This is a genomic window from Shimazuella kribbensis DSM 45090 (assembly GCF_000428065.1).
Classification (GTDB): Bacteria; Bacillota; Bacilli; order Thermoactinomycetales; family Thermoactinomycetaceae; genus Shimazuella; species Shimazuella kribbensis.
The window spans coordinates 238971-263125 of record NZ_ATZF01000001.1 but is presented as its reverse complement, the minus strand read 5'-3'; the positions used below and the strand labels follow the sequence as shown (position 1 = coordinate 263125).

24 protein-coding genes are annotated in these 24155 nt (G+C 39.0%); 5 read left to right on the top strand and 19 right to left on the bottom strand.

Annotation, left to right across the window (positions count from 1 at the left end; genetic code table 11):
* The first annotated feature begins 153 nt into the window (after nt 1-153).
* The 3 genes from A3GQ_RS0101520 (at nt 154) to A3GQ_RS0101505 (ending at nt 2383) form a co-directional block, all read left to right on the top strand.
* Nucleotides 154-447 (top strand): hypothetical protein, encoded by a 294-nt coding sequence (locus A3GQ_RS0101520; RefSeq protein ID WP_028775551.1) that lies wholly within the window; start codon nt 154-156, stop codon nt 445-447.
* A gap of 273 nt (nt 448-720) precedes the next feature.
* Entirely contained in the window at nt 721-1650 is a 930-nt protein-coding gene (locus A3GQ_RS0101510) for a phosphotransferase family protein (protein ID WP_028775550.1), read from the top strand.
* 118 nt (nt 1651-1768) lie between these two features.
* Nucleotides 1769-2383 carry a GNAT family N-acetyltransferase gene (locus A3GQ_RS0101505; RefSeq protein WP_028775549.1) on the top strand — a complete coding sequence of 205 codons (615 nt, stop codon included), beginning with the start codon at nt 1769-1771 and terminating at the stop codon, nt 2381-2383.
* A 46-nt stretch (nt 2384-2429) separates the two neighbouring features.
* Here A3GQ_RS0101505 and A3GQ_RS0101500 read toward each other — a convergent pair whose 3' ends face one another.
* Together A3GQ_RS0101500 and A3GQ_RS0101495 are read right to left on the bottom strand one after the other, a co-directional pair.
* Entirely contained in the window at nt 2430-3260 is an 831-nt protein-coding gene (locus A3GQ_RS0101500; protein WP_342664984.1) for an alpha/beta fold hydrolase, read from the bottom strand.
* Complete coding sequence (locus A3GQ_RS0101495; protein WP_028775547.1) at nt 3247-3834, bottom strand: PadR family transcriptional regulator; 588 nt, start codon at nt 3832-3834, stop codon at nt 3247-3249. The genes A3GQ_RS0101500 and A3GQ_RS0101495 overlap by 14 nt, the downstream gene beginning before the upstream one ends.
* 164 nt (nt 3835-3998) lie before the next feature.
* Here A3GQ_RS0101495 and A3GQ_RS0101490 point away from each other — a divergent pair, with 164 nt between their 5' ends.
* Nucleotides 3999-5903 (top strand): ATP-binding cassette domain-containing protein, encoded by a 1905-nt coding sequence (locus tag A3GQ_RS0101490; RefSeq protein WP_028775546.1) that lies wholly within the window; start codon nt 3999-4001, stop codon nt 5901-5903.
* A gap of 182 nt (nt 5904-6085) precedes the next feature.
* Here A3GQ_RS0101490 and A3GQ_RS0101485 read toward each other — a convergent pair whose 3' ends face one another.
* From A3GQ_RS0101485 to A3GQ_RS0101465, 6 genes are all read right to left on the bottom strand, one after another.
* Nucleotides 6086-7156 (bottom strand): DNA alkylation repair protein, encoded by a 1071-nt coding sequence (locus A3GQ_RS0101485; RefSeq protein ID WP_028775545.1) that lies wholly within the window; start codon nt 7154-7156, stop codon nt 6086-6088.
* A gap of 30 nt (nt 7157-7186) precedes the next feature.
* Entirely contained in the window at nt 7187-7624 is a 438-nt protein-coding gene (locus A3GQ_RS27920; protein ID WP_245596710.1) for an RNA-guided endonuclease TnpB family protein, read from the bottom strand.
* A gap of 100 nt (nt 7625-7724) precedes the next feature.
* Nucleotides 7725-8303, bottom strand: a complete 579-nt coding sequence (locus tag A3GQ_RS27915; protein ID WP_245596709.1) for a hypothetical protein — start codon at nt 8301-8303, stop codon at nt 7725-7727.
* A gap of 296 nt (nt 8304-8599) precedes the next feature.
* Nucleotides 8600-8971 carry an iron chaperone gene (locus A3GQ_RS0101475; protein WP_028775544.1) on the bottom strand — a complete coding sequence of 124 codons (372 nt, stop codon included), beginning with the start codon at nt 8969-8971 and terminating at the stop codon, nt 8600-8602.
* An 88-nt stretch (nt 8972-9059) separates the two neighbouring features.
* Nucleotides 9060-9542: a nucleoside deaminase gene (locus A3GQ_RS0101470; RefSeq protein WP_028775543.1), complete on the bottom strand. Its 483-nt coding sequence runs from the start codon at nt 9540-9542 to the stop codon at nt 9060-9062.
* 236 nt (nt 9543-9778) lie between these two features.
* Nucleotides 9779-11245 carry a protein adenylyltransferase SelO gene (locus A3GQ_RS0101465; protein ID WP_028775542.1) on the bottom strand — a complete coding sequence of 489 codons (1467 nt, stop codon included), beginning with the start codon at nt 11243-11245 and terminating at the stop codon, nt 9779-9781.
* 475 nt (nt 11246-11720) lie between these two features.
* Between A3GQ_RS0101465 and A3GQ_RS0101460 the strand changes: the two genes are divergently transcribed.
* Nucleotides 11721-12446, top strand: a complete 726-nt coding sequence (locus tag A3GQ_RS0101460) for a YqjF family protein (protein ID WP_028775541.1) — start codon at nt 11721-11723, stop codon at nt 12444-12446.
* A gap of 112 nt (nt 12447-12558) precedes the next feature.
* On the opposite strand, the gene catA is transcribed toward A3GQ_RS0101460, so the two are convergent.
* The 11 genes from catA to A3GQ_RS0101405 all read right to left on the bottom strand — a co-directional run bounded on the left by catA (nt 12559) and on the right by A3GQ_RS0101405 (nt 23819).
* Nucleotides 12559-13203 (bottom strand): type A chloramphenicol O-acetyltransferase, encoded by a 645-nt coding sequence (gene catA / locus A3GQ_RS0101455; RefSeq protein ID WP_028775540.1) that lies wholly within the window; start codon nt 13201-13203, stop codon nt 12559-12561.
* A 68-nt stretch (nt 13204-13271) separates the two neighbouring features.
* On the bottom strand, nt 13272-14108 hold the full coding sequence (mle, locus tag A3GQ_RS0101450; protein ID WP_028775539.1) for an alpha/beta fold macrolide esterase: 837 nt from the start codon (nt 14106-14108) through the stop codon (nt 13272-13274).
* Nucleotides 14109-14559: 451 nt separating this feature from the next.
* Complete coding sequence (locus tag A3GQ_RS0101445) at nt 14560-15009, bottom strand: SRPBCC family protein (protein WP_028775538.1); 450 nt, start codon at nt 15007-15009, stop codon at nt 14560-14562.
* 414 nt (nt 15010-15423) lie between these two features.
* Nucleotides 15424-15849: an adenosylmethionine decarboxylase gene (gene speD, locus A3GQ_RS0101440; RefSeq protein WP_028775537.1), complete on the bottom strand. Its 426-nt coding sequence runs from the start codon at nt 15847-15849 to the stop codon at nt 15424-15426.
* A 286-nt stretch (nt 15850-16135) separates the two neighbouring features.
* The gene (locus A3GQ_RS23010) at nt 16136-16963 is read right to left on the bottom strand and encodes an SPFH domain-containing protein (RefSeq protein ID WP_083964034.1); all 828 of its coding nucleotides are present in this window, start codon (nt 16961-16963) and stop codon (nt 16136-16138) included.
* A 143-nt stretch (nt 16964-17106) separates the two neighbouring features.
* Entirely contained in the window at nt 17107-17625 is a 519-nt protein-coding gene (locus tag A3GQ_RS0101430) for a hypothetical protein (protein WP_028775536.1), read from the bottom strand.
* 82 nt (nt 17626-17707) lie between these two features.
* Complete coding sequence (locus A3GQ_RS0101425) at nt 17708-18073, bottom strand: hypothetical protein (protein WP_028775535.1); 366 nt, start codon at nt 18071-18073, stop codon at nt 17708-17710.
* Nucleotides 18066-21002 (bottom strand): AAA domain-containing protein, encoded by a 2937-nt coding sequence (locus tag A3GQ_RS0101420; protein ID WP_028775534.1) that lies wholly within the window; start codon nt 21000-21002, stop codon nt 18066-18068. Before A3GQ_RS0101420 ends, A3GQ_RS0101425 begins: the two co-directional genes overlap by 8 nt.
* A 284-nt stretch (nt 21003-21286) precedes the next feature.
* A complete protein-coding gene (locus A3GQ_RS0101415) occupies nt 21287-22180 on the bottom strand; it encodes a restriction endonuclease (RefSeq protein WP_028775533.1) in 894 nt (297 codons plus the stop codon).
* A 372-nt stretch (nt 22181-22552) separates the two neighbouring features.
* Entirely contained in the window at nt 22553-23443 is an 891-nt protein-coding gene (locus A3GQ_RS0101410) for a VOC family protein (protein ID WP_169818226.1), read from the bottom strand.
* 37 nt (nt 23444-23480) lie between these two features.
* Nucleotides 23481-23819 carry a VOC family protein gene (locus A3GQ_RS0101405; protein WP_028775531.1) on the bottom strand — a complete coding sequence of 113 codons (339 nt, stop codon included), beginning with the start codon at nt 23817-23819 and terminating at the stop codon, nt 23481-23483.
* Nucleotides 23820-24155 lie beyond the last annotated feature (336 nt).

The window sequence follows — 24155 nt, the reverse complement described above, 5'->3', positions numbered from 1 at the left end:
AGCGTTTTCGAACAACTCTTTATTTGGGTCACTTAGAACATATAACAAAATGTACATCATTCAGATCATTCCGATTAATGTGCTTCCATACTTACTCAAAATGTGGTATTCTTCTGGCAAGAAACAATCTGACTGTCCCTCTGGAGGGAAAACATGTCGCAGATTTCCGATACTGAGATCGAGGACTACGAGACGGGCCTCATGAAGGAGATCGAAACCTCTCTTACCGAAGCCATGGAAGCAGTTCGCAGCCGACCCAAGTCTGCGAAGAGGCTTTACATCCTCAAGCGTGCCAAGCACGGGTTCGAATCCCTTGAGCGTGCCAAGGAGTATACTTGGTACGCAAGGGAACAGCTCCAGCATTTCGAGGAGGCAGAAACTGTTCGGTCTGAAGTCCAAGCCCTGCTGACGGAACTTCTGTGCACCGAAGATGGACAGGAGCAGTAGCCAGAGGGACAAGTGGTGATTCTCGCGTTGTGTGAACAACACGATGTGGAATCGCCACCCCACATGAAAAAATGAAACCAAAACATAACAGAAACCGTTGTTAGAGAAATAATTTTCCTGAAATGAATCATTAACCTGTAAAAAGCAGACAGTCATTGTCTGCTTTTTTATCTGGCTCCACCTTTTTTCCATCATCTATCTCTACATTCAACGTATTTAGGAACTTGCTGTTATCCCCAAACAAATTTTGCTTTCCTGAAAGGAATCAGTTTGATGATTAATTCAACACAAACACATAACCTGCCTGAAGAAATACTTACATGGGTTATTCAATCTGTCGATCCATATGCCACCGTTCTTGAAATTCATGCCCTGCTTGGAGGAACTTCGTCCAACATGTACGATATCGCCCTTCAAACTACACAAGGTACCCAACATTTTGTTCTGCGCCTTGTGCGGAATAAAGAATGGCTAGAAGAAGAACCTGATCTTGCCCTTCATGAAGCAAATAGTTTATCTTGTGCGTTTCAACATGAATTACCTTCGCCACAAATTATCGCTTATGATGAAAAAGGGAAAATTTGTGGTGCACCTGCTGTCCTCATGACCAAACTCAATGGCTCTGTTGTGCTCCAACCTAAAAATGAAAAAATGTGGGTGGATGGTTTAGCAAAAAGTTTGGTTCAGATACATAAAATAGAAGCGAATGACTTCCCTTGGCACTATTATACCTACACGAATATGAAAGAGATAGAAACTCCAACTTGGTCTAGCATTCCCGAAAAATGGAGTCATGTCATTGACTATGTTCGTCATTCCCGACCTTCCACAAAAACTTGTTTTATCCACCGGGATTATCACCCTGCAAATGTATTATGGGAAAACGGAACCGTATCTGGCATAGTGGACTGGATCAATGCATGCAGAGGTCCTGCTGGAATAGATGTGGGACATTGTCGAGTTGATCTTGCTCAGCTTCATGGCGTTAAAACTGCGAATATATTTTTAGAAGCTTACCAAAATCATGCTGGACATGACTTCGTGTATGATCCCTATTGGGATATCTTATCCGTATTGGATATTTTATTTGGACCACCAATGGTCTTTTCTGGATGGAAAGCATTAGGTGTGACTAACTTGACAGATGCACAAATGGCCGAACGCTTAGATGAATATATCTTAAGCCTTATAAAACGAATTTAAAAACAGAGCAGGGATATCCTGCTTTTTATTTTATAGATTTTCTACATAAAACCTGTTGTCTTTTGATAAAAGGAGTGAATAGTATTTATATTTTGTATTTAAACATGATAGAATAGAAATGCCATTGTTGGTTCGAATCAAAGGATTTAAAATGCCGAATGATTTGGCTTCCTTCCTTCCAACTACTATCCAAAACACCCAGTTTCCAGTGGAGGCTATACATATTCAGCCCCACCATCTTCCCTATCTCGCTCCACTGACATCGGATGATACAGAACCATTGAAGTGGTTCCACACCGAAATAGAAAAACTAGAGGACCTGCTTCACCTCTCTGACCACATGGTTTACACCATCCTCATCAAAGGACAGGTTGCAGGATTCTTTTACTTCAAGACATGGAAAGGTTTGAAACCAAATGAGCTTGAAATGGCTTATTGTGTCTTGGATTCTTTCCGTCGTAAAGGAGTCCTCGAAGTAGCCCTGCTTACCATACTGGGAATTCTTTTTGGTGTACGTATCCCAAATGGTCGACTGGAACGAGTCTCTGCATTTGTAGAAGAAAACAATGAAACATCCAAACAAGCCCACACAAAATTGGGGTTCAAGCGTTTGCGTGATGTGGAGGATGATGATAACCCAAAAATCATCTACCAGCACTATCAGATAGAGAGAACATCCTGGCATCAAATGGCTAAAAAACTGGAAACAAATGCAAAACGCAAGTTCCAGTGAAAAACAAAAAGGTCGTGTATGAATCTTATTCTACACGACCCCTACTTTACATATGAGCATCTAACCATGTTTTAATAGTAGGCAAAACATGTTTAGCCTGCATTGCCTGTGTATGATCCAATCCTTCCAAAACTTCTACATCCCAACCATATGATTCTAATTCTTTCCGATTCTGAAGCAATGGACCAGCAATATCTACCACCACTCCTCCCCACCGTTCTTCATACGATATTTTATCTGCTGATCCAGCAAAGCATAGACGGGGACAAGTGATATTCGATTGGACTTGTCTGTCAGAGAAATCTTGCAAATTTTTGTATAAAGTCACAAATTGCTTTGTTTGATTGGTATTTAATGTCACTTCTACCGTAGACCAATCCAGTTCATCCGTTTCTTGTGGTGAATTTGTAGAATTATCCTTCGTGCTAGACAACTCAAATGTTGCTTTTGTTACTTGAAACATTTCTTTATACGGACCATCGATAGGGGGAAAACCACCCATGATCAGTGCTAGTAGTCTATCAGTCCGAATGGCTAGTTGCAATCCACTTAAAGCCAACCAAGAATACCCATAGTAAACAAACTTATTCACACCAACTGCATCAGCGATAGCAATAAAATCCTTTGCCACATTATTCGGAGTCAATGTATCCGCTTTTGGAAATTTTTGAATATGACCTTCATAGTCAAAGGCGACAACTTTGTACTTATCACTTAATCCTTTCATAAGATTATGACCCAAAGCAGGATCTGCTCCCCATTTACGCAGTTCTTCTGCACGGGCCCCCTCTACTGGATATGGATTAACAGGAAGCAGGATAGCAGGACCATCCCCTTTTATCTCTACAGGTATCACACTCCCATCATGCATCTTCACTGTTGTCAATACCAGGCTCCCCTTTCTCATCATGAAAAACATACTTTCCCATTTCAATCGACTCTATTAATTTTTTTGTAGCAGTAATGGCGTATTCAAAATACCCAACCCATACACCGACAAGTTCCGGATGCTTAGAAGGAACGGAAGGTACTAATTCCGTTGGTAATGACCGCAAAAACTGTTCTGTGTGATGTAAGGAGTGCAGTTTTTCTACTAGAAGATCCAGCACACGATGTCTGGGCAAAAATTCCATAAATGCGATTCCCGCAGCCAGTATTTGTATATCATTATTTTGGAGTGCTGACTCCAACAAAGAAATGAATTCTGTCTTCCCTTTTTCCGTTATTTTATATTCTGTTTTAGATGGACCAAGTTTTACCGTTTGCGACACAGATACTGCCTTGATCATTTCTTGTGACTCACATTTTTCGAGGGCATGATAAATGGAGCCAGGTTTTACATTAGTCCAAGTATCCACTTTCCAAGAAGTAAGATCTTGGTACACCCGATAACCATGGGCAATTTTCCGCCGAAGTATCGTCCCCAAAACAAGCAATCTTACTGCCGACACACTCGCATCTCCCTTCCATTCCAATCCATCATAACGAAAATTATCTATCTAGTCAAATTTGAATAGATAGATACTTACAGAATGATTGCTAATTTTGAATTAATTAGATAGATTGGTAATAGGATCACAGTCCTCCAACACAGAAATTCAACCTAAGGACAAAAATGTTTTCCGGTAAAAAAACGATCGAAGAAAAAACAAAAAAACAGATGACCGCAAAGGGACGAAATTCAGTATTTCAATCCCTTTTTGCGGATAAACGTCCACTAATTAAAACAGCCATCATCGCTTTGATCGAAGCATCTGTCGCAGCTCTGCTGCCTCTCGGCCAGAAGCTTCTGCTTGAGAATCCTTCGATCTGGACGGCAACGCTAGCTACCGGCTTTTCTGCACTGCAGGTGTTCTTCCTCATGCTGTTTTTCGATGTACAAGCTACATTGGGAGCAGCCATGGAGAAAGATATGAACACAAAAATCTTTCTCCAAATGGAATCTACCTCCAGTACATACCTCGATAAGATCAAACAAAAATATGGTCAGCTGCATAGCAGCATGACCAACCGTCTTGTAACTGCCTACGGCAGCAGCATGCCTACGGCGGTGAAAGATATTCTTATCGTGGTTGCCCAACTCGTAGGCATTGGCATTGCCTTTGGATTTGGGAGTTTTCTTGGTTTGGCTTGTCTTGGATTGACAATCATGACTTTTCTTGTCATGTTTGCCTTCAAATGGAGCCAAGGTTTCAGCAAGAAAAAGAAAATCCTCGACGCCAAACAGAACAACCACCTAGAGGAATATGCCAACCAGCTGGAGATTCATCAGTCAGCTGGATCAAGCAGGGTCAAATACAAGCTCTTGGAGAAAGTGCTAAACGGACGAGTCACTCTATTCCGTAGCAACGAACTTCGCCGAGCTATGTTTATTGGAGCACCTCGGATCGTTCCTTCGTTTGTCAGCATGTGGCTTATTTATCTCATTGCTGTAGGCGAAGGGCGATCACCCGCAGAATTGGCCATGCTTGCCGGTTACGTGAGCACGACCATGATGGTATCCTATTCCGGTTTCCAGATCGTACTGGGAATCGCGGATAGCCAGGGACATCTGCAACATCTTGGGGAGATTCTCAGTGCGTCCGATGTAGACCAAGATAATCGGCCTCTAGGAACTCGCCCTCAAGGTGATGTCGTGGTGGACGAAATCCAGACTCTTTCCATTAGTGCTGACCTGCGGGTGGAACTTCCAAACGACGAAATCCTTTATCCCAACGGGCTCTTTCCACAAGATCCGGACATGACGGAACTGCGAATTCAACGAGGCAAGTTTATTGTCCTTGTTGGCCCTGAAGGATCTGGGAAGACAACATTCGTCAACATTTTGGGTCGTCACTACGAAAACATCCAAGCTGATCCTGTCCAGTGGTCTGGGACATATCGAATCAATGAAACAAACGTATTCGATACTACCCTGTCGTCGTTCTATCGTCATCTGTTCTACGGCCCTCAATCGGCCAACTACGTTGATGGCCTGAGGGAAAAAGAGGACCAGAACTCAGTACCGGGCACCGTACGCGACAACATCGGGCTGTTGCTCCATCCTGAACTGCATCTCGATTTGACTCCAGAAGAGACAGAAGAATGGATTCAGCGAGCTGCAACAGAAGTGGGATTGAGCAAAAAACTGGATCAAGAAGTGCGTACCCTCTCTGGAGGAGAACGTGCCCGGTGCATGATCGGCCGAGGTGTGTTGGGTGTAATTCTGGGAATCGTACATGTACTCATTCTCGATGAAGCCTTCGCGCACTTGGTCGACTCCAACGGAGTTGGACTTGCAAAAAGGGTCTGGGAGCTCGCAGAAGAGTATAACTGCACGCTCATCTTGATCAACCACAAAGACCACTTCAATCCTCCCAATGCAACAGCATACGTCTTTGGCGAGAGTGGTCAAGGTATTGTGGAATGGGATCAGGTCTCCAAGTTGAGGGAAAGGCATGATTCCCGATACTATCAGCTCCTGATCGCAGAACATGCCAATCATAAGTCTTCCTTGAATGGGGAACAATCAGAAAAATAAAACCAACACTGGTGCTTGATTCAATATAGGTACCAAAAAAATATAATGGCTTTCGATCCTGATGACTGAGCAGTCAATAGGGTTGATTGACCAACTCACCAACTTTTCTGGTGATAAAGATACACCGGTTCTATCAAGAACCGGTGTATCCCGTTTTTGCTGATTATATTCACTCCCTACTCTTATTTTAATACAAAATCATAGGATGCTTTTCCTATACCATTTATAATAATGGTTAACGTATGGACTCCTGGGTAATGTTTTCTTGTCGTTAGATCCCGAAAAGAGTGGGTTTTTGTATAAGACTTTGTTTCTCCGCCTCTGATCTGAATTTCCGTTACTTTAAATACTTTTTTGTTGCGTTTGCCTTTCCCCTTTACAAAATCAATCGCATACTCCACTCTCATTTTGTTGTCGCTTTTGGCTTGTATATCAAAGGAGAACTCCATCTTTCCTCCTATGTCCACCTGATCTAAATCACAACGAAAATGTAAAATTTCGTTTGATTCATCATGATAACCAAACAAGGACAATGCCTTTGTGTCTCCTCGTTTTAATAAAGTACGACAAGCATGTTTGATAATCCAATCAGTATGTTCATTTTTTCCATACCAAACGTTTGCAAGTTCAAGCACTAGATCAGGGTATGTTTTGGAAATATCATTTAAATTGTTCGCCACACTTTTTCGTACATACAACGATGCATCCTGTTTTAAATTTGTCAAAATAGGCAGAATGGGATATGGGTTTGTTTTCAAAGATGGAATAGATACACCCCAAGGCAATCGCGGCCTGCATCCTTCACTTGCAAGTCTTCGAAGATGTTCATTAGGGTGAGTCGACCATTCTAGCATTTGGGTGAGCATTTTTTCTTGATCTTTCAAAAGAAAGGGACGAACTGCATATTCAGCAGTAGAGAAAGGTGTAAAAGTTGCCAAAGCAACCATTGATTGATCCCAATCATCGAGCCCATATTGTTCTACATAGTCAGGAAAAACAATTCCACTCAATCCACGAAATCGGGGAGCAACATGATACAAAATTCCAAGAGCTTCTTGATACTCTTTTGGTAACCCCTCAAACAAAGCCTCTGTAATCCGACGCATACGCTGCTTTAAGGCTAATCCCTCCCAATCCTCTTGAAAAATAAGCCGATGAAAGCAAAAACGATCAAAAGATGGATATACTTCATAGATTGCTTCATTAAGCTGATCAACAAATCGTTCATTATATATATTTTTTAACTGCTCCATTACACATACACCTTCTTGTAACGATTTACTCTAATGAACCTCTCCATAGAGGAATTTGGCTAGAATATTTCTCGCTCCATGTGTATCTCGATGTTCTTGATAGCCACAGGAACAGCGATAGTTTCTAGAAGAGACCTTCTTTCTCTTCTTGCAGACAGGACATGTCTGACTGGTATAGGCTTCATTGACTGAATGAAGCCTCATTCCCATCATCACCAACTTATATTGGAGGTACTTCTTCATTTTTCCAAATGACCAGTTGGATAGACGCTGTGCTTGTTTTCTAGTTGCTTTCTTCTTCTTTCTCGTCTTTCTTTGTACTCCTTCTGGGTTCCCTATGTAAACATCCGATACAGCTTGTTTCACACACCAATCCACAAACTGCTTGGTTGTTTTATGTAAAGCATCTTGCAATTGTTTTTCAGATTTCGAAAGCCATATCGTTTGGCCTTCTGGTACTTTTTCCACTGATGAGAACCTTTTTTACACCTGGACTGAAGGCGCTGAATCTCTGCTACCTTCTTATTTCGAAGTCGATGAATCGAGCGTACTTTCCGACCCGTCACGATCAAAGCTTCTCCACTCTCACAGAAAGAAGCAAGGCTATGAATTTCACCCAGATCCACTCCCGTAGCCTGTTTCTTTTCATATGCTTGTTCTTCTCTTCCATCCTCAAGGCAACTGATAAATACAGTCGATGATCATAACAAAGTTCTATTTCTTTGATTTGACCTTGTGGAAGATGTTTGGTGTGTATCGAAATTGGCTTTTCCCGTTTCCCACCATGAATGCCCATCGACAGCTCTATTTTCCCATTTGCGTGAATCCGGATTCCATCTTTTGCCCATTTGGTATGGTAATGGTTCTTGTTCTTGTAGGAATAACGAGCGGTTTTGATCCCCTGTCGAATTGCCTGACGTGCGGAATCTCTCGCAAAAAGATACTTATGACAAACGGCTTGAATGGATTGACTATGAAAATGAAATTGTCCTTTCATCGCACGTTGTAACTCAGATTTGGAAATCCATTTCTTATGATGGAGCTCAAATTGTTGGGATTGTTGTAAGCACTCGTTCCAAACAAGAGCCGATTCACGGTTACAAGCAAATAACCGATCCAAATCGGATTTCGATGCAGTGAAATACACTTTTTTGGCACGAAGTATGGTTTTCTCCTTCCTCTCTATTTTATCTTAGAAAGGATTGTATACCAGAACAAACGATCGATCAACTATTTTTTGGAAAGATTTCGTCAGAAACTTGTAATTCATCTCACCACTTGTAGAAGCGGGGGACTTCTCTTACGCAAATGAGTTAAAAACAAACGTTTGTGGAGACGAATCATGATACTAGTACGATACTTCTTTGTATTTACTCTCTTTTATAGTAGAAAAAACGCATGACAATTTTTCATGTCATACGTTTTTTGATAAGGCTTGATGTATTATTTCCGCCAAAAACTCGTATATTCTGCTTTATCCTGAATATTAAATTCAATCATTTTCTCAAGCAACTCATAATTTACCGGTTCATTCCACGGAATTCGAAACAAGCCTTTGGTAGCACTGTAACCAGCTTGCGCAATATCATCGGCAAAGTGCACAATGCCTGCTTCTTCGGGTGAAACGCTCAAATGATGTTTCGCTGTAGAAAAGCCGATGATAAATGTGCTGTGATCGGAAAACATTGGCGTATTCCACTTGATTTGTGGTTCCAAATTCGGGAATTTATTAGCAACCCACGACAAAATTTTCTCTGTTCGGTCGCGGTGATCTAGGTTATCAATACCTGCTAAATATTTTGCGAAAATTTCCATGTTTCCTCCTTCGATATTATGCTACTGCCGCCAAAAATTCGAATGAGACTCCCAAGTATTGGCTCTTTCTCCTGTATTTATTGTGTTACTATGTATTTTTTGCATAAAACTGACGATGAAGTTTTCGAACTTGCTCAGCGAGTTCAAGCACAGGACCATCTACGATGGTATCACGAATAACCTCGTGGATCGGAAGATTATGAACGCGTGATTTGGCGACACCTATTTCACTCAGCCATTGTGCAAGTTGTTCTGAGGAACTCGCATAAACAATCCGTCCTAATCCAACCCAGCCATGAGCTGCAGCGCACATAGGGCAATGTTCACCCGAAGTATAGACTGTTGCCTTGGCTCGTTCTTCCTCTGTCATATTTTTGACTGCCCAACGCGCCAAGGCAAACTCTGGATGCTGGGTATGATCGCCACCGGCTACGTGATTATGGTCTTCGGCAAGTACTTTGCCATGGACGGACACAAGAATCGAACCGAATGGCTCATCACCAGCTTCCAAAGCAGTTCTTGCCAGTTCGATACAACGTTTCAAATGCTTTAAATCGTTATCATTTATCATGATTAAACCTCCTCATTCATTTACAAACAGGCTTATTCGTTGTTTTTATCCCTGTATTTGCTATTCTTGTTAACAAAAATTATTGTTTCTAACTTTCCCATTCCCGAAAACAACCCCCTCTTGATTCCACAAGAGGGAGTCACTGTATTTCTAGTTCACCAGTGATATGGTGACTCCATCGACGTTTACATCGTGATAAAATAATTTTATCAACCATCTAGCAGTCTACTGTTTCTTTATGTTCCACAAAACGTTTGATACCCACAAAATGACTTTGGAGGTAATTCGGCATACACTTCCTGTTCAGGAGAATAAGCATATGGATTTGTCAGCACTTTAAGCAACTTATCCATCACATGGTAATCCCCATTTTCAACTGCTGCTTCGAGTGCCTCTTCCACCCGGTGATTGCGTGGGATGATCGCAGGATTGCTTCTTTGCATGAGCTGCTGAGAGTCCGGTTTCGATTCAGGTTGCCGGTTTCGTCTAGCCAACCATTTTTCAAACCACTGAGTAAATTCTGGTGTGTGAAACCACTCTTGATCATCTAACTTATCTAGTGTAATAGCACGAAACGTGTTGGTATAATCCGCTTCATGCTTTTCCATCAAGCGAAGAAGAGCATCCACTAACACTTTATCCTCTGTTTCTTCATTAAATAGCCCCAGCTTTCCTCTCATACCACTAAGCCAATTCCGTTCATACCGTTCAGGAAAATGGGAGACTACCTCTTGGGCTAGTCCGACAGCTTGCTCTGGATCGTCATGCAACAATGGCAAAAGAGCTTCTGCCAACCTAGCAAGGTTCCAACCAGCAATAGGCGGCTGATTACCATAAGCATAACGACCTTGCATGTCGATCGAACTGAATACGGCAGATGGATCATATACGTCCATGAAAGCACAAGGACCGTAATCGATCGTTTCTCCACTGATTGTCATATTGTCCGTATTCATTACCCCATGTATAAAGCCGACCTGTTGCCATTTGGAAATTAAGTCAGCTTGACGGTTCACCACTTCTTGGAGAAGGAAAAGATAACGGTTGTTTTCATCCGCAATGTGGGGAAAATGTCGATCGATAGTATAATCAGCTAGTACTTTTAACCCCTCTACTTTTCCCAAACCAGCGACATATTGAAACGTGCCAACCCGTATATGACTCGCAGCCACTCTTGTTAAAACCGCACCAGGAAGATCCGTTTCACGTATTACGGATTCCCCTGTTTTTACGACTGATAAACTACGTGTCGTTGGAATGCCAAGTGCATACATAGCTTCGCTAATGATGTATTCTCGTAACATCGGTCCTAATGTAGCCCTTCCATCTCCCCCACGGGAGTAAGGTGTTTTTCCTGATCCCTTAAGCTGAATATCAAAGCGATCTCCTGAAGGTGTAATTTGTTCGCCAATAAGCAGAGCCCTTCCATCCCCTAACATCGTAAAATGCCCGAATTGATGTCCTGCATAAGCTTGAGCAATAGGCAAAGAACCTTCAGGAAGGTCGTTACCAGCGAGAATATCTACCCCTTCGTACTTTTTAAGCTCACCTACGTCTAATCCAAGAGAGGATGACAAAGTATCATTAAAAATAATCAACTTTGGTGATCGTATAGGGTTGGGATTGATCTTTGAAAAAAAGGTTTTTGGCAAACGGGTATAACTGTTATCTAAATTCCAACCTAGGTTGTTCTTCTTATTCATGATATCTCCTCTTGGAAATAAGTATTGTATCTTAGCTTTTTCCTTAACCAAACATTCTATGATATTCTCTTATTTCATTGAATTCCTGTTCGCTTCTATCATGGATAATATTGCTCAGATTCTTTCCAATCTATTTCATTATCAAATTTGTTATAACAATATTCAAGCTTATTGTTCAACGTTTACAATGTGCAACTTGAACATTCCCTCCACCTGCTGCGCGGAGGTGAGGGATTCTTGGGTAAACTCATCTGACGACAGGGAATCTACCAAGCTTCCGTACTCGAAGTGTAAGGACGGAGTGAACAACAACGTAACGAAGATGAACGTTACTTTCGATTTAATCACTTTCTAAATATGACAAGGGATGTCCCCTCTATGTTTAAAAGATATCCTTTCGAATCACGAATTTCTTACATTAGTTTGGTATATCATTAAGATTAATATATCGAAAAGTATGACCATGGAGGAAAAAATGTTAGGACAAACTGCTCATCGCCCTTGGTCTTTACCAACAGGGCCTTGGATTATGACTCAATCTTGGGAAAAATTATTGTTTGCTCACTTCCCTGTAGAACCCGATTGGATTCAATCAAGAATTCCAGCTCCTTTAGAACTAGATACATTTAAGGGTCAGGCATGGATCTCCATTGTCCCTTTTCAAATGAACCACATTCGCTTTCGCTTCCTTCCATCTTTTCCTGGAGCATCCTTATTTCCAGAATTAAATGTTCGAACTTATGTAACTTATGAAGGAAAAAAAGGAGTCTACTTTTTACATATAGATGCCGATCATCATTTCGCTGTTTGGGTAGCAAACAAACTCGCTTATCTTCCATACTCTTATGCAAAGATAGATTGGCAAGAACAAAATGAACGAATTCATTTTGCTTGTTATCGTCACAATCAACTATCATTTGAAGCTTCGTATCATCCTATTTCATCAGCAGAACCAGCAAAAGTCGGTTCTATCGATCATTGGTTAATGGAGCGGTATTGTTTGTACACGACACATAATAAAAACTTATACCGATGTGAAATTCATCATCAACCATGGTTCATTCAACAAGCTAAAGTAAAAATTGTGCATAATTCTATTTTTGATTTTCACCAACTTACGATAAAAAAAACAAACCCATTATTTCATTACGCCCATCATATAAAAGTATGGGCTTGGCCATTAACCAAATGTCCAAAATAAATAAACCCTCATTCTTTATTTTCTTTCATTGATGAATTCAATCATAATCCCCTTTTGACCCTTTCACCTAAATAAAACCGATACCTCCATCAAGGTACCGGTTTTGTTCTTTCTACATCCAACTTCCCCAATGGTAAGCTAACTTTTGCACTTCATTGATAAACAAACTAACATGATATCCATCACAAACAGCATGATTGACCTGTATCGAGAGTGGGAACAAAACCTTATTTTCTTGTTGAAAGAAACGTCCCCCTGTAAATATGGGCAACAAATAATCATTATCTTGTTTCAGATTAAGATTAAATCCAGTAAAACTTACCCATGGAATCATCGATACGGGAAAAACATTGGATGATTCACGCTTGGGAAAAAAAGCATCATGATCTCCGTATTCCGCTATGTCCACTTGGTAATTATCATGAAAAACAGGAAAATCTTCACTAAACGCTGTCCAGAGGGCTGAAAATGTATGTGTTTCTTTGTGGAAGATGGTAAAACTAGGATTCATCTGACTCCAGTATCCTAACCTCCCCTTATCATCAAAACAAGTACGAAATGCTACATGAGCATTTAACACTTTACTTACCATGTAAAGAAAGGCAGGATAAAACTTCTTTTTCTGGATTCGAAGCTGTGCCAATAAAGAGGTGATCTCGATATTTGCGGTCAAGCTAAATGTACATTTCTGCGTAATATAATGATCGAAATAAGGTTTTCGATCCCAATTCTCTTGATCGATTGGATGGAATTTCATCACTTAGCCTCCTAAAATAGTTTTCTTTTAGGAGGCATTATCAACTGCTTTGACCAGAATACTCACTCCTAATTAGCCGAAGTATGATGCACTATCGCCTTTATTACCTCCTCCCATACATCATAAGGAAGCTCGTGTCCAGTACCTTCTAAAGTGAGCAACTCGGCTTTTGGTATAGTTGTTGCAAGATTCGTCCCATGCACACAAGGAATAATCGGATCTTCTGTCCCATGTATAATAAGCGCAGGCACACCGATTTCACTAGTGCGTGTCAGATAAGCTTCTCCACCTGTCAACAATCCATGGTTGTTTATACTTGCTATATTGGTACTCCTATTCCACTCTACTTCGGAAAGCTCTAAAATCCTCGCCTCGTCAAAGCGATGCTTGGAACCAGTAAGCACCTTCCATTTTCCCAGATTAAAGGAAATTACAGATTTTTTATCTGTCCAGTCTACTGTTCCTGCATTAACAAAGTAATCCATAACTTTCTGCTCCATTGCAGGTAAATCCGCTGCAAAATTGGAAGTCGCAATTAAAGTTACAGTCAAAACCCTATCCGGATGGCGCAATGCTATCATCTGTGTAAGCATACCACCCATGGACATACCAGCAATATGAGCTTTCTCCACTCCGTATGCATCCAATACCCCTATTGCATCGTCTGCCATATCTTCAAAACGATAGGTAGGCTGGCCAACTTCATAAGTAGTAGAACGTCCAACATCTCGGTTATCATAGCGAATGACGAAACGCCCTGTATCAGCTAAACGCTCACAAAACTCTTCTTCCCACCAAGTCATGGAGGATTGTGCACCCATAATAAGTAAAATTGCTGGGTCTTCTTTTTTTCCAAAACTCTCTGTACAAATGGTAACTCCATTTATCGTCCATAATTGTTCCATATTAAAATCCCTCCAAAAATTTATAAAAACAATAAAAAACACAGACTGAGCGCCTGTGTTATCGTAATCGGTAGCATGCAAAAACAGGTGAGAAAGTTATGTTGGACCACCAAAAAAACGAACCATAAAAAAGTGTTCCAACAAATCATATCCACATTTATGCATATTATGTGATCATCCTACTTGTTTTACCTTTACAAAGCAGGACAAAAAACTGGTCACCATATGGCAAACCATCTCCGATTACGATACCACAAGTATCGTTTCAAGCGCTATTTCCTTTTTATATAGCGGTTTGATTAATCGAATTACTGATTTGCCACACGTAACCCTCCGTCCGTTTTAAGTAAGTTTATACTAGCAGTAATATTTTAATTTGTAAATGATTTTCATCAAGTTTTTAATTATTTTTCTATAATTAAAAAGATCAGTGTTATATTATGCTCTATTTTTACTGTTCTGCTATATCTTTTATATAGTTATTTCTCCTGCTTAACAACTTTTCCATATATGCTTTTAAAAAAATTTGGTCAGCAGCTTTTCCTAGTAGTCCTAGAGGAGAAGTGTATTGGAAGGAATCCGTCATTTTTGTTCCTGTCTCATATTCGATAAAATGATGCTCATGCCGAAAACCTTGAAAAGGCCCTTTGACCATTTCATCAACAAAATAATGAGGAGAATCAAACTCCGTAATTTTGGATGTTAGTCGCAGCTTAATCCCAAAATGGATCGCTTCCCATGTGACGGTTTCGTTTAATCCAATCAATCCACTCGTAACCCCTGCCACCGCCTTTTCTTTTGTATGTGCAGTAGACTGCATGTGGATATCAATACTACGCGATAAATCAAAGCAAGTTTGGATCGATGATTGAATGAAAGTCTCGATTTGAATGATTGGCATTTGATCCACGCTCCATAGATAAGTTTAGTTATTTCAAGATATTCCAGTCCATCATAAGTTTTGAGGATTAGATCAAATAATGAATGGAAAAAGCCTATTGCATATAAGTTCTCGTTGGGAATGACGAAGTTCTGGTTCCTAGGCCCACACCAATGCTTCATACTTATCAGGTATAAATAAAATTAGAAACAGTACTTTAGACATTTGGTGTAATCCATTTATTTTTCTTGACTTACATGATGTATACCTCTTTCAATCGAGCTGAGTAGAAAAACTCCCACTTTCCGTTCCTCTCCATTTACTCTAAACACCTACTATATTTCCATTCACTTTTTGCTGTTTTCATCAGATTTATCTATCAAAAAAAGTGGCGGGCTCGGCACTACCTCTCAGTAGTGCCGAGCCCTCAGATCCCTACTTCACCCGAAAGATCCGGATTGAACGAATCAATCGAATCAGACGGATGAGCTTACTTCCGTGAAGCTTCCTCCCCCTGCGAATACGAATGCCAGAGTGCTCCTTCGGCTCCAGAACCTGAAGCATGTAACGAATGGCCTCCGCAGGATCCACTGTCTCACCACACGTGTAACAATCCAGCCCTGCGAATTCTGCTTCCGGATAGGTGTGAATCGTGAGGTGGCTTTCCGACAGCATCACCATGACAGTGGCACCCTGCGGCTCGAATGCCCGTGACTGCACGGACAAAATCGTAGCACCACAGGATTTTGCTGCTCGCTGAAGCTGATCCTCTAACCATTTCACGTTGTTGAGGGTTTTCGCCTCAACTCCCCATACATCCAGAACCACATGACGACCTTTCGTCGAGTACTTCTGCGACAAAACCTACCCCCAAAGGAAAAGCGAGTGGAGATCTTGATCTTTATTGTATTATAATTCTTATTGTTTTGTAAAATAAAACCAGTTAAAAATAGGCATTATATCCATTGTTTTATTTCTTGTTTTAAAATTTGTTAACAAAATCTGCAATTTATCACAAAGGAACAAATGAGTACCCAAATTAACCATCGATTTCGAAATACAAATTTCAAAATATTTTTTCTATTATGGAAATAAAAAAAGCCCCCAACATAGAAATTCGTTTCTAATTGAGGTACTTTCTCCAAATCTATTTATCTATCAAATCGTCAACATCACTAACACTCTTATTCTTTTGCACTATTTGAGTCAAATTAGTAGAAGCATTCTCTTTTGGTGCTTGCTGGAACAAACTAGCTAGACTAGACATCTCATATGGAAATAAAATCGTACTACTTTTTTCGGCTGCAATCTCAGTCATCGTTTGGAGTGTTCGAAGTTGCATTGCTACAGGATGCTGACTAATCACTTTGGCGGCCTCTGCTAGTTTCTCAGCTGCTTCATACTCTCCTTTGGCGACGATCACTTTTGCTACTCTCTCCCGTTCTGCTTCTGCCTCTTTTGCCATGGCACGTCGCAATCCTTCTGGAAGTTCCATCGATCGGATCTCTACCGCTTTCACTTTTATTCCCCATGGCTCTGTTGCTTGATCCAATGCTTTTCGTAATTGATCATCCAACTTCTTTTGCTCTGTCAACATTTCCTGCATCGTATGAGCTCCTAAGTTAGAACGCAGTATCGTTTGGGCAACCGTTGATGTTGCTTTTTTATAATTTTTCACCCCATAAAGTGCCTTTTGTGCATCTACCACTTGATAATACACAACTGCATGCAGGGTCACTGGTACACTATCTTTTGTTATAATATCTTGGTTTTCTACATTTTCCACACGAATACGCATGTCTACCTTTTTCATCGATTCCAATAGAGGAAACAAAAAACGAACGCCTGGATTGAGTGATCGCGCATAACGCCCCAATCGAATCACTACCCCTTGTTCATATGGCTGTACAACACGCCATGAAAGGAGAAGAAAGAAGAAAAAAATGAGCAAAAGCGGTAAAAGAAGTATGGACATATCAACAACTCCCTTATGCTTTATATAATCCTATCTTCATAATAGTACAAAAAATGGCGAAAAACGAAATCTATTATCACAATTTTATGGTAATTCAGCTCGAAAAAGCCTTTTGGAACTTGTCCAAAAGGGTGGTGAAAAGATCATTTGTTCATTGTTTGATCCAAAATTCCTAACATCTCTTGTAATCTTTCCTTTTCTTTGCGAGAAATATCTATGGCTTTTCTTTTTTTGGAAACATCCACAATATAAAGTTTGTAGCTAAACGCCGCAGATAAAAAATAAGCACTCATGATATGAAGAGGGAAAAATAAAAAAATAGATATAAAGCCTAATGGCACCTCATATCCAAAACTATTTGCGATGATAGACAAATCGGCCAAGAGTAACACCATACCGATCACCAATTCAATTAGCTGTAGTTTGGCATATGGCACTATATTGGTTATTCGATTATATGGAAAGGTTAATTCTACCTGATTCAATGGGACAGTACCCAAAAAATACTTTCTTCTCAAAACATACATTTTGTCCGAATCAAATCGTATCTTTACTTTGATCCAAGGAAAAAACACACTCTGTTTAAATTCATATTCTGTAAACTTTGCCTGACTTGCCGGTTTATTCGCTGGTTTCGATTTCTGTTTTTTATTCTTTGCCAACGATATGTCCTCCTATTTATACCACTATAGTTACTATTTAATTATAGAAGGATTGGCTCGAAACCGCAAAAATAGAATCAGTTCACTGAAAAAGTTGCATCAAACTAAAAATCGCCCCACAAATTAAAAATACTTGACTAGATTTCTCAAGAGTACTAGTATATGTCTGAAGTTTTTGAACATCTGGCTCATCTTCTCTTATTTCTTCTTGAAATAAGTGTACAGCTTGTCTCATTTCTTTCTTTTCTTCTTTACTTAGTTCCAATTGATCAATTTGATTCATATAACTAGTATAATGAGTTAAAACTTCTTGTACTAACTCTTCTTTGTTTTTCTTCTCATCCTGGTTATATACATTGTTATTCATTGTTACATTGGTCATATTTTCACCAATAATATTCCCTGTAGTTGCCCCATTAAAATTAAAAACTGTTTTTTCTTCACTCATTCAAAACACCTCTATTCTTAGATTCTTGTATTACGATTTTAGAATTAACTTGGTTTGGTCCAACAATAGATTTACTCACATCACCAAAAAAGTTAAATTCATTGATTATGGTTGATTCTTCTTTTTGGAATGGTAATTCACGGGCTAACAAGTTTTCCACTTTTTCTCTACTAGAAAGCATCAATCTTTCTGTTGCGTCTACACAAAATGATTTTAGCTTTGCTGATCCTTTGTTACGATGTGACCCAAAGCAATGCATATCTCCAAAAATCAAAAAAGATTGTTTTGCTCTGGATGCGGCCACATTTAATAAATATTCATCTCGATCATAGAAAAATTCATTTGCATTTACATCTGTATAAGCTGGTGAAAATAGAACAACTTCTTTTTGCATCCCTTGCAAAGAATGCACAGTGTTTACTGTTATCTCTTCTGACAACTCTAACCTTTTTAAATATTTTTTGATGACATTGGCTTGTGCTCGAAATGGGGATAAGATCGCCAAAACTTCTTTTTGATTACTAGTCGGTATTTTGTGTTGTTTAAAAAATTGAAGCACCCAAAGTGCTATACTCGCTGCTTCGTAATGATTGATTCTACTTTGTCCGGCACTTTCTTCTTGACCTTCCACATGTGCAAAAGCCAAAGGTGGAAGTCGATAATCATTTTTATCCTCAGTTTTGATTACTAACTGTTTATCATAAAAAGTACAATTAAAGTAATTGGCTATTTTTGAATGGCATCGAAAATGCTCTCGTAGCATAAAAGGATTTCCATCCTCATCTATATAACGAGTAAGTCGGTTGGCTAATTTCATCACATTACTATGGACAGCTCGAACAGAAAATTCTTCTAATTCTTCTTTGCTATGGCTAATCTTCGCAAAACCTATATTTTGTTCATCTTGTTGAGCTGTAATAGAAGGAATAGCTGGTAATTGCTTCGTATCTCCTACGACGATCGCCTTTTTTGAAAGTGAAAAAACAGGAAAAGCCATCTCTGGTAACGCTTGACTAGCCTCATCTACTATTAATAAGTCTGCAAAGCCACGGAGAAATCCATATTTATTTTGGAAAAATTTTGGGGCAGAATGCATGGTTGAGATAAAACAAGGTGTTAGCATTGCTACTTCCCTATAAAAAGAGCTCACCTTTAACAAAGAGCTATTCTCTTGCATTAAACGATCTCTTGCTTGAATGAGAAAACGAGCCTCCCAGTAATGAGTTGCAAGCCAAAAAGCAAGATATCGATAGTTACAATCAAAATGATCTTCTGCATCTTCTATGTCTAGCGGAATCCCTAGTGATCCCCAATTTCTCTCATTTCGTTTTCTCTCCTCTATCATCTTACGAAATCGATCTACTAGAGATTGTTGCTGATGAAATAACGATTCCAAATATTCTATCTCTGAAGTTCGCGTATATTCCTCTGTTTTCAGACCTTCTTCTAATAAATCATGTGTGTAACCAGAAAATTTGATATCTGGTAAATGTTGTTCCATATAATATTGATTTGCTCGAACCCATCTTGATTGTAGCCATGAGCCTAAAATAGGAATATTGAAGGCCTTTTTCACTATTTTTCTTTTTGCTTGGTACTCATACCACTCCATCCGTTGATCTTGAAAGGATTGTAAGTAGTGCTTTGATTCATTAAGCCTGCTTTGAAATACTTCTAAACCATCTTCAAAAGAATGTATACCATACTCTTTTTGCAATCGTTGTCGCTCAATTTGGAGAAGTTGCTTTTCAACCAAATTATGTAATGGCTTCGACAATTTTTGTTCTACTTTTCGTATCCTTTGATGTAACAGGGATTTTGCTTGTTCCATGTTTTCTATCTTTACTTGAAAATAAGCTTCACATGTTCTTAGAAAATAACTTTGCCATTCATTAATCTGTTCTAACTCTAGATTCTGAAAATCAATCCAATTCGATTCAAACTCATTGCTATTATTACGTCTCATTAGTAGTTGATAACCTTCGTACTCTTTCCTTCTAGAGTCCGCTACACAAAAAGAACCTAGGCTATTTACTCCATCTATCCACCTTTTTGTGAGCATTTCGATTCGATCAAACTCAGAAATCAGCGGATATTTTTCACGTTCTTTTATAGGTAGATCCGCAAACATATCTAAAATATTTTTAATAGCTAAATTTGTAGTGCCAGATGCTAAAATAATAGGAGGTTCGCTACTTTCATGGTAAGCCCGATCTACCCATAGTGAGGCAATAACACTTTGTAGTAAGGTTGTCTTTCCCGTTCCTGGTGGTCCTTCTATAGCAAAGCATTCCCCATCTTCTAGTGCTAGGTAATGATGAATGGCTTTTCGTTGTGAAGGAGTCAATCCATATTTTGGATTCATTTGTCCCCAGTGCTTTAAAGCATACTTTTGATGATCTATTAATGTTGTCTGTTTGATAGACTCCATAGTTATCATCTTTTTTGCAAGTGGCTTTATTGACTTGGTATTTTTTAATGTATCTTGGTAGCATTCCAGTATTTTTCTCGTAGTATGATCAGAATCCGCAGACACCTGACAATCAATTATCTTTACATGCTCCAAAAATCGATGATACTTATTTAAACGAACCTTACGATCAAATACAGTACGATAAAACTTTTCTACAAACTCAGTAAAGCTATTCCATGAAAGCCCTTCTGCAAACAGATTGGTTTTCCAAAATTCATCTATTCTTTCAAGTGAGCTGATGGTAATATCATTTTTATCTGTTGGGCGTAAATACTTTCTAGGAATAAAAGGTTTTTTATCAGCTGAGGATATTATTCCTTTGTAGGATATTTTAACAGGAACAGCCACCCAAATCATTGGTGAATCCTTACCTTTGTTTTTGAGAACTAGATAAGGACATATCAAAAACTCTTTTGAATCTTCCCGAATACTTTTTAAAAATTCTTTATCTAGCACTTTTCCTTCTATAAATTCTTTACGACTTATCGTATGGATTGACTTAATCCGCTCATCATTTATATCCTGAAACTTTGCTTCTTCTATGTTTTTCTTCCAATACGTTAATAGCTTTGTTGAAATGATTTAACAACTCCTTCCAACTCATTTCTAATAGTTTTATTCCATTCTAAATTGTAATTTTCCTTCCAAATTATATATTTTATTACTATACTTTTTACCGATGGTATAAAAACACCCTCTTAATCAAGAAAAAAGAGGATGAATCATTCATTCGTAGTTAATTATTCATCTAAAAAATAATCTGTATCAATCTTTTTCACTACATATCGAGCCGTCTCATGTACACCAACATTGAAATCGATCATATAATCCGTCAATTGCTCCCCATCAACCAAAATAATTTTTTGATTGATGTGCTTCACATATTCGGTAGCATCTTTGGTAAAGCGAGAGGTAGTGATAAATACACCTTTTTGTGCCGATCGACCAAGAATACTTCCCGCAAACGCTTGCAACTCTGGGCGACCAACCGGATTGCTCCATCGTTTTGCTTGGATATAAATCACATCCAGTCCAAGCTTGTCCTCCTTGATCATCCCATCAATCCCACCATCCCGACTAAGCCCCAACTTCTCCTCATGTGCCCCTCCATACCCCATGGCAACAAGGAGGTTAACTACTAATTTTTCGAAAAAGTAGGGACTGCACTCTTTGATTTTGTCCAAGAGATCTTGTTGGAGTGCTTTGCGGAGTTGTTTGTACCCTGTTTCCAGTGCTTCTTCTGGTGTATTGGATTCTTCTTCGATCTGAATCTCTACTTCTGTCGTTTGGATCTGCCTCCGATACTCTGTGTACTCGATATATCTTTCTTTTAATATTTTCATATTTAACTTTCTTGGTTTCTCTGCTAATAGATTTTTCCCATGTGACGTAATTCGTATTTTTCCCCGCTCTGGACTCTCAACTAAGGAAGCCTTAATGAGATGAGCTTTTGCCCAATCCACCCGATTATCAAACCTCCGAGCCCCACTTGGCACCTGCTCATTTCGTTCCTCTGGTGTAAGCTGAAACCTCTTTGCTAACTTCTCTCGTATGTCTTTTAAGCTATGAATATCTTTTGTTGCTAGTTTTCTTAACAATGGTAAAAAAATATCATCCACTTTTGGTATAGCCATTCTTCGACTTCCTTACTGTTTTCTACTAATTATTATGTAAATGTACATTTAAATTGAATTTTCGAATTATATTATATACCAAAAAAACGAAAAGGAATATCAGAACAAAACTAAGGAAGTCTTTTAGATTGTAAGCTTGCCATAAAAATAGCAGCAGTATAGATAAAAAAATAGAAAAAGGGCACATAGGCCCCTACCATTAAATACTTTCCTACTCGAATTTTAACAATAACCAGCTTTCGACGACTGAGAGACAACGGAATCATATACTGGTCTATCTGTCGTGCTAAAGTACAAATCGTCACACTACTGCTAAAAAGAAACGAATCGTTACCATATCCAAATCAGAGTGGTTTCATTCCATCTTCTTTATTAAAGTGATTTACCTAAAATTTGTTTCACATTAATTCGTTCCGTTTTTTCTATTTCTTCGATCATGTGTGGTAAATGCTCAGGATCTCTCATTACATTTGTTAATTCGGATGTTATGATTTGCCACCATATTCCGTATTGATCGACCAACCATGCGCTAGCTTCTCGATAGAATCCATTTCCTTCTTTTAAAAGCCCTTGCCAATAATAATCCACTTCTTCTTGATCATCACAAAGAATAATAAACGAAATCGCTTCGGTGAAGTCGGGGAAATTTTCATGCGTATCCATTCCGATAAATGGTTGATTTGCTAAAAAAAACTGCATTAGCTGTTTTGATTTTTGGGATACTTCACATAAATTACGAGACTCTTTAAACAAATTCGTATAAAAAGTTACTGCCTCTTTCGCTTGTCCTGATCGCTCTCCTGAAAACGATAACAAAGGAATTATTTTTGGTTGAATTATCTCTGGAACCACTAATCTCCAACAAACACCAAATTTGTCCTGAACGAATGCTGTTGTCCCAAATGTCTCATTCATAGTAATGGAAGAAAGAATCTCACCATCTGTACTTAAAACATTATATAACTCAGTCAACTCAACCATATCTTTGCAATTTACCAACAATGAAATGGAACTTACATACGCATATTCAGGTCCCCGCTTGCCATTAATGGCTGTAAAGAATGTTCCTGCTATTTCAAAGTCAACATTCATCACAGTTCCTGCTTTGGCAGGATGGATTCCGCATGACTCACATGCGTCTCGTTCTTTTGGATAATAGGTGACTCTTTCTAATTTTGAATCTTGGAAAATTTCACTATAAAAAGTAGCTGCATCCTTTGCTTGTGTATCAAAGAGCAGTTTTATTTTAAGAAACGTCATCATGATCAACCTTCCTTTTCTGGTAACAATCATGCAAAGATTAACAGACCACTTCAACCGTAAATCCACCTGGTGCTTTCACATAAAAAGTATAGCCATGCGAATGGACAGGCGGTTTCACATCAAATCCATCCTCTTTTAAACGCTGATTAATCTGATTCACTTTCGCTTCATCTTCTTGCGGGAATCCAATGTGGAACGTTTTTGGATAGTGGACCTCTATTCCACTCATTAAAGTGAGAACAAAACCATTGTCATCAAACATTACCGCAAAGCTATTCCCGCGACTACCTCCACATGTCATATCAAAATACGTTTCTAAAAACTTTCTTGCCGCTGCAACATCTGTAACCGTTAAATTAAGATGATTAAGCTTCATCCTTCCACCCTTTCGTTATTACCAAAAATAATCTTACCTCTTTATCTTATTACATTCATGCTAGTGCAAAGGTTTTTAAAATAAAAAGACTGATTTCCGTGCAATTTAAACCTATTATCCGTCACATAGCTTCAATGATCTTGTTTAAGAATTCCAAGAAAAGACAGAGGAAAGAATATCAAAAATATACAGATACATTTTGCTTACTTCCGCTTCATTCAAACCATGTATCCTACTTTTAACAGAGGAAAAATGTAAGAGGCTGAGTTGTGACACGAATAAGCATGAATAAAATTTCAAAAAACATTATTCGAAATAATGCATACAGAATCTTAG